This is a genomic window from Nitrososphaera sp. (assembly GCF_050748925.1).
Lineage (GTDB): Archaea > Thermoproteota > Nitrososphaeria > Nitrososphaerales > Nitrososphaeraceae > Nitrososphaera.
The window spans coordinates 1-6184 of the sequence record NZ_JBOGQF010000106.1 but is presented as its reverse complement, the minus strand read 5'-3'; the positions used below and the strand labels follow the sequence as shown (position 1 = coordinate 6184).

At 55.9% G+C, this 6184-nt stretch carries 8 protein-coding genes; 6 read left to right on the top strand and 2 right to left on the bottom strand.

The window, feature by feature from the left end; genetic code table 11:
• Positions 1 to 224 precede the first annotated feature (224 nt).
• Together ACREAY_RS09015 and ACREAY_RS09010 are read right to left on the bottom strand one after the other, a co-directional pair.
• The gene (locus tag ACREAY_RS09015) at positions 225 to 1235 is read right to left on the bottom strand and encodes a hypothetical protein (protein WP_431755442.1); all 1011 of its coding nucleotides are present in this window, start codon (positions 1233 to 1235) and stop codon (positions 225 to 227) included.
• 136 nt (positions 1236 to 1371) lie between these two features.
• Positions 1372 to 2022: a hypothetical protein gene (locus ACREAY_RS09010; RefSeq protein WP_431755441.1), complete on the bottom strand. Its 651-nt coding sequence runs from the start codon at positions 2020 to 2022 to the stop codon at positions 1372 to 1374.
• A 213-nt stretch (positions 2023 to 2235) separates the two neighbouring features.
• Between ACREAY_RS09010 and ACREAY_RS09005 the strand changes: the two genes are divergently transcribed.
• The 6 genes from ACREAY_RS09005 to ACREAY_RS08980 all read left to right on the top strand — a co-directional run.
• On the top strand, positions 2236 to 2637 hold the full coding sequence (locus ACREAY_RS09005) for a hypothetical protein (RefSeq protein WP_431755440.1): 402 nt from the start codon (positions 2236 to 2238) through the stop codon (positions 2635 to 2637).
• On the top strand, positions 2637 to 3143 hold the full coding sequence (locus tag ACREAY_RS09000; RefSeq protein WP_431755439.1) for a winged helix-turn-helix transcriptional regulator: 507 nt from the start codon (positions 2637 to 2639) through the stop codon (positions 3141 to 3143). The genes ACREAY_RS09005 and ACREAY_RS09000 overlap by 1 nt, the downstream gene beginning before the upstream one ends.
• Positions 3144 to 3150: 7 nt before the next feature.
• Positions 3151 to 3651 (top strand): hypothetical protein, encoded by a 501-nt coding sequence (locus ACREAY_RS08995; protein ID WP_431755438.1) that lies wholly within the window; start codon positions 3151 to 3153, stop codon positions 3649 to 3651.
• Positions 3652 to 3806: 155 nt separating this feature from the next.
• Positions 3807 to 4313, top strand: coding sequence for a hypothetical protein (locus ACREAY_RS08990; RefSeq protein ID WP_431755437.1), 507 nt, complete (start codon positions 3807 to 3809; stop codon positions 4311 to 4313).
• A gap of 47 nt (positions 4314 to 4360) precedes the next feature.
• A complete protein-coding gene (locus tag ACREAY_RS08985) occupies positions 4361 to 5566 on the top strand; it encodes a hypothetical protein (RefSeq protein ID WP_431755436.1) in 1206 nt (401 codons plus the stop codon).
• An 87-nt stretch (positions 5567 to 5653) separates the two neighbouring features.
• Positions 5654 to 6184: hypothetical protein (locus tag ACREAY_RS08980; RefSeq protein WP_431755435.1), on the top strand; the 531-nt coding region annotated here is incomplete at its 3' end.

Sequence of the window (6184 nt, the reverse complement as noted above, 5' to 3'; positions counted from 1 at the left end):
TTGTCGAGTCGACCAACAAAGAAGACGGGCTGCAATACTGGAAGGGGATGGTAAACGGCTGGTACTTTGACCTGTAGCCTGGAGAACTAGAGTGGCTGGAGACAAAAGCGGCTATGATACCCTTCTGTCAAGGGTTGCGCCTCTTTGACATAGCTTGAACGGCTGGCCTGTGCATACTATATGATGCTTTTTGCCAAAAATTCTTGAAAAAAGAAAAGAGAGAGCTAATCCCCTCTGGGTCCGTCCTTCCTCCCTTTGTATTTTCTTAATCCCGCTACTCCTGCAGTTGCCATGGAAATTCCTACGCCTAACAGCTGCAATAGGCTGGTGTTCTCGGTTGATGATGGCGACTGTGCAGAATTGGCATAGCTGTATGACACCGGAACAGTCAGCTGGGCTTCATTGCTCTTTGCGAGAGCTGTCGGAGAGGTCGAATTTGACGTGATTGCCGCGTTTTTGAGGCGATAGCTGGCAGTCAATGTGCTGTCTCCTGACAGGGTTGTTGTTCTATCTTTGCTTGTGCTTCCATCATCCCATCTGTCTAAAACTCTGCTCCCAAAGTTGGCCACGCTTACCTTGTAAGTGTCGCCGACCTTGCCCTGGAAGTAGAATGGTGTATAACCCTGCGTCACGAGCTCGTTGCCCTGCCTCAGCTTGGCAGACATGCGCAAGTTCTCTCCATCAGGTCCTACAGCCACTACCTTTACTACTGCAGTATCCTTTGCGCCGTTGTCTAGCGCATTTGCGGGAAAGGCAAGCGTCTCTACGCTAGGTACGCATCCATATCCTCCCACGAATCCTGGAGAATTGAACTTGGTGGTGTTGCCTTCCGTGCTCCTGCAGAATGTGGTTACGTCAATCGGTATCGAGGCTTCACCAAAATAGTCTATCGTTCCATAGATTCTGTAGCCGTATATCCCTTCAGAGACCATCTGCCTGGCCTGGTAGAACCCCGCCTGGCCAAAGGTGCCGCCCACCGTGACGCCCGTCTGATTTGCGCTGGCGTCGGCTGCCGAATCAGCTGCGTTGAACGACTCGATGTCCTTAAAGTAGTACTTGTCAGCCTTTAGCTGCGCGCCTGCAAGGGGCATTTTTGTGTCAAAGTCGGCCAGAGACAGTTCCAGGTTATGCAGGCCGTCGGTGACACCCGCTTCAACTCCGAAAGTCGGCTCGTTGCTATGCCCGATTACAATAACCACCTGCTTGCCCTGCAGGTGCGGGTCATCCACGGGCAATGTGAAACGCCCATGCGCAGATGCGGATTGAATCGTTCCTGCCGACAGCAGCAAGGCCATCGCGGCAAATGCATTGCTCCATAACGCCGCGCTTTTCTTTTTATTTTGAGTATCTGGGCTTGCAGTCATTTTTCACTCACTCCTCTCCGCCGTGGAATCCCATGCCGTCATTGTCGGGATTGCCGTCGTTCAGGTCATAGATTGGATTGCCGTGTGTTATGCTGCCTGGGAGCTGCGATGCATCGTATTCGGCATCAGAGATCTTGCCAAGTACCCTCTGGACGTTGATGTCCACCACGTCTCCAGGATTGAACGCGACATCAGAGCCGGACAGGTTAATCAGGGCAATGTCGGTGATTCTTGCAGCCCCGCCGTTAAGCGGGTCGGGAACGTGGGCGTGGTACACGCAACTATCGGCAGTAGAGGCATGGTCTATGTAGTAAAGGGGCACCTTGTCTACAAAGGTTCCTTCTGCGCTTTCGTCAATATGCCCTGCAATCACTGTTACTAGAGGCACTTTGGTTTCTGGATCGCATGATGCCCTCATAAGGTAGTGTCCCGCAACAAAATTCGGGCTTGCATCGTACAGGGGTAGAACGCCGCCAGGCGGAAGCGTCATGCCGTCCAGCCTGATGTGCGTATTATCCGGTATAGTATTACCGGTAGTACCCAGCTCAAAGCTGTGGCTTGCAAAAACCGTACCGCCATAGATGCCTCCAATGGCCGCCAATCCGGCGGCAATTGCCAGCAACTTTAGGTTTCTGGTCAGAGATGTTGGAAATTCCATCTCTTTTGGGAGAGGGGCAAAAGTAAAAAGAAAATTGGTTCATTCGGCGAATGAACTAGTAGCTGCGAAGGCGTGTATCCGCCTGACCGCGTTATGCAGAGCTCGAAAGCATCCTGCATCATATACGAGCAAGGCATATTCGACTTTAGCTCCGAGCGTAACTTCGGCTTCTGTACCAATCCGTTTATTAGGCAAAAAAATCTTTGTTTATATATGCAGACAGGCAGCCGTCCCGCTGAGCAGGGAGCAAGCAAGCCCATGCTCTTTGGGCTCACCGCGGCCATAGTGGTGGGAATCATCGCGCCGCTCGTGCTGCCCCACGTGACTCACGAGTCTATGCTTTACCACATCTTTGTCCACATTGCCAGCATCACGATAGCCGCGTTCCTCAGCATCGTTTCTGTGCTTGCCTACAGGCGGGCCGGCGGCTCGCGTACGCTCTTTATGGCGCTTGGGTTCATCGCGCTTGTCGTCGCAGAGGTGTTTTACCTGTTCCAGTCGGCCGGGATGCTCGCGACGCTCCAGGTGCCTAACCTTAACATAGAAGCTTCGCACATAATACTGCTGGCTATGCTCAGCCTGTTTGGGCTTGGAGTGCTAAAGGTGAACAAGTGATGGAGCTAACACTCGGCACGCCGGACCTTTTGCTGCAGATAATAAAGACCGAGCCGGGCATACGCTACCGGGAGCTTCTCCGGCGCACCGGCCTTGTAAACGGCGTCCTGACCTATCACCTGTCCGCGCTTGAAAAGTCCAGCGTCATCAAGGTCGACAGGCGAGCCGGCGCGACGCGCTACTTTCCGGTAAACGTCCCGGAGAACGAGTCGCACTTGCTCTCTTTTGTCAGGCACGAGCCGGTGCGCGAGATAATATCGTTCATACTGCAGCAAGACATGTGCACCTTTAACGAGATAGTGGTCCACACGGGCAAGGCGCCTTCCACGGTGTCGTCGCACCTGAAGCGGCTGAAGGAGGCCGGCATCGTTTCGGTCAGGTACGGCGAATACCAGCTGTACGGCCTTGCCAGCCGCGACCTGGTTGCAGACGTGCTTGCCAAGTACAGGGCGACACTTGTCGACAAGGTGGTCGACAACTATATTGAAATGCTGGACGAGCTCTAGGCTCGCCGTGAAGGGGCTCCTCGTCGTTGCCATTATGGTTTCATTGCTGCTGACGCAGCAGGCCGCAGCCGACCCGCTCAACAACGCAGTCACGCGCCAGCGCATCGGCAACTATGATTTTGAAGTCGCCCTGATGCCAAACCCTCCTGTCGCCGGGTCGCCATCCAGCTTGATGCTCCGGCTCGCAGGCGTCAACGGCGACGACCTTATAGACGTCACGGTGACCCTCCGGCTTGCCAAGGGCGGGGACGAGATCTATGGCATAGGACCGGTGATCGTCCCGTTTGGCCATTACACACTCGACTACACTTTTTCAGAGCCGGGCAGGTACGCGCTCTATGCAGACTTGCAGGACTATGCATACAGCGGCGAGACGCTGACATTTACGTTCCTTCTCGACGTCGCGGGGCCAAACGACTACCTTTATACTCTTGTGCCCGGCGTCGGCGCGGCGGCAGCCGGCGCGGCTGGCGCGATAGCGGTTATGCGAAGGCGCAAAAAGACCTGACACGATGGGAAAGGGGCTGTCCCCTCCCCTGTGTGATGAAAAGGCGATCGCTTGGTCCTGCGATATCTTTGAGCGGGCAGATTGCATATTAGCAGTTGTGGTGCATTCTCCGAATGTACCAATGGTTGAAATATGCTTGGCTGCAACCAAAACTGGTGCTGCGCTACCTTGCACTCGCGTTTGCCCTTGCCGGCATGCTGTCTGTGGCGCCGGCGCACGCGCACTTTTTCGGCGCGACCAGGGACGTCGACGGCTTTCAGGTGGTGTTCCAGCCTTTTCCTGCATCGCCAACGATAGGCGCCAACTCTACGCTCAACTTTAGCGTGCTCTATAACGGCAGCAACGTCTACAACGTCCATTCTGCAGTCACGATATCCGAGAAAAACGGCCCGGTTATTTTCCAGGACCCGTACAGGCTGTACGAGATAAGCGACATCACCGTCCCGTACCGCTTTGAGCAGGCCGGCTCGTATGTGGTGACGGTCCAGACGCGGATTGCCGGCCACGAAAAGTACGAGGCGCAGGCACTGGAGGCAAGCTTTGACATTTCAGCGTCGCCACCTGGGATGCCGTTTGACGAGATACTGCTCTACTATGCGACGCCCGCAGCGGTGGCGGTAGCAGCCATTGCAGTTTACCTGCATTCTAGAGACAGGCTCTAGTCACGCTGTACTACAAAACTAATTAACGATGAATCAAATTATATTGCATGAAAACACGGGCCGCCGTTGCCGGTTTTGCACTGGTCTTTGCTGCCCTTGCATCCAGCCCCCATGCATTCGCTCACACTTTTTCAGGCGACGAGAGTGCCGAGTTCATTGTGGCGGTTGAAAAAATAGATGCGCACCTGAGCCTTGTGACGCAGAGCCTGGGCGTTGACGACGTGCAGCTGGCGGGGACGCATGCCGACAGGGCGACCTCGGGCCTCGACGAGCACATGATTGACGAAATTGCCGAAAAGAACGAGAGGGTAGGGACCGACCTGCCGGCGGCGCTTGATGACCTGAACGCCACGCTGGCAGGAGCCGACCAGTTCGTGCAGGGGGTGGGCGAGAAGGTGAGCACCGCCAGAGGTCTCCTCGGCGAAGCGGTGTCTGTCAGGATAGACAGCGAGCAACTGGCAAACTCTACCGTGAGGGCTCTCGTGATTGCGGGCCTTGCTGACGAGGTGCTGGCAGAGTACGGCGCCGCGTTTGGCGAAGAGGCGCACGACGACGAGTCCGAAGACCACGAGTCTGGCGATAACGCTGGCGAAATGGTGGACCTCGCCTCGCTGCAAGTCTCACAGGCCCTGGCGGCAAGGATGGGCGAATTGTATGCCGAGCTGGAGGCGCCAGACGGCTCGCAGGAGGCATTTGACGCTCTTGGAACCGGGATAGATGCGCTGCAGGCAGCAGTCGACAGCGAGGACTCGGTCGCCGACGTGACTGCCATAACACACGGTCAGGTGCATGAGAACCTCGGCGCGGCGTTTGGCCTGCCTCTTGACGATGAAGACGGCGAATCCATAGCGCTTGAAGGCGAAAGCACCACCGGCATGTTCCGCGTGGAGGTTGGCTGGACCTCAGGCGACATTGGGAGCGAAAACCACTTTATGATAGAAATAATGGACGCGCAGGGCAACCACCTGGATGAGGCGACCTACGACATCGTGCTGCTAAAGGACGGCGAGCAGCTGGACGGCACGCACAGAGCCAACCAGACAGCTGCAGACCAGCATTACACGTTTGACGAGCAGGGCAGCTATACCCTGAGGATTGAAAACATCGATGGCTCTGGCAAGTCAGAGGCGGTAGAAATCCCGATGCAGGTGACGCCCGAGTTCCCGCTTGGCGCGTTTGGGATCGCTGCAGTTGCGCTCGGCACGGCACTCGCCGCCGGCAGGTCGCGGCTATCACACATGGGCAAGGGCTGACCTGCTTTTTCTTAATCCGCAATAACCTGGCCGCGTGTCCGAGAAATGTACTATAAGACTAATTAGTACATCCGTTCAATAACATGCATGCGACTAAAGATTCCTGCTCTTTTGCTGGCGGGTGTAGCGCTTGCCGGGCTTTTATACGCCTCTGCCGGGCAGAGAGCGCTTGCGCACAATTTCTCTGGCGACGAGAGCGCCAATTTCATTGCCGGCGTGGAAAAAGCCAAGGTGCACCTGCAGCTTGCAAGCAAGAACCTCCGGAACTCTGATGTGGCTCTTGAGCACATTGATAACGCTTCCATGCATTTTGACGAGCATGTGGTAAAAGAGATTGCCGAAAAGAACGAGAGGATAGCCAAGGACCTGCCGGCCGCCTTTGGCAAGCTAAAGACCATGGTGCTGGTAAAGAGTCCCAGCGCAAACATCAAGAAGCAGATCGCCCAGGTCAACGGTCTCCTCGGCGAAGCGGTGAGCGCCAGAATTGACAAGGCGAGCCAGCGCGACGGCGACGTGCAGGCAATGGTGTTCGCCCAGATGGTGAGCCAGGCCCTGCAGGCCTACGAGCATGCAAGCGGCGCCATGACCGAGGAAAGCGGCCACGGCAATGCCCAGGCA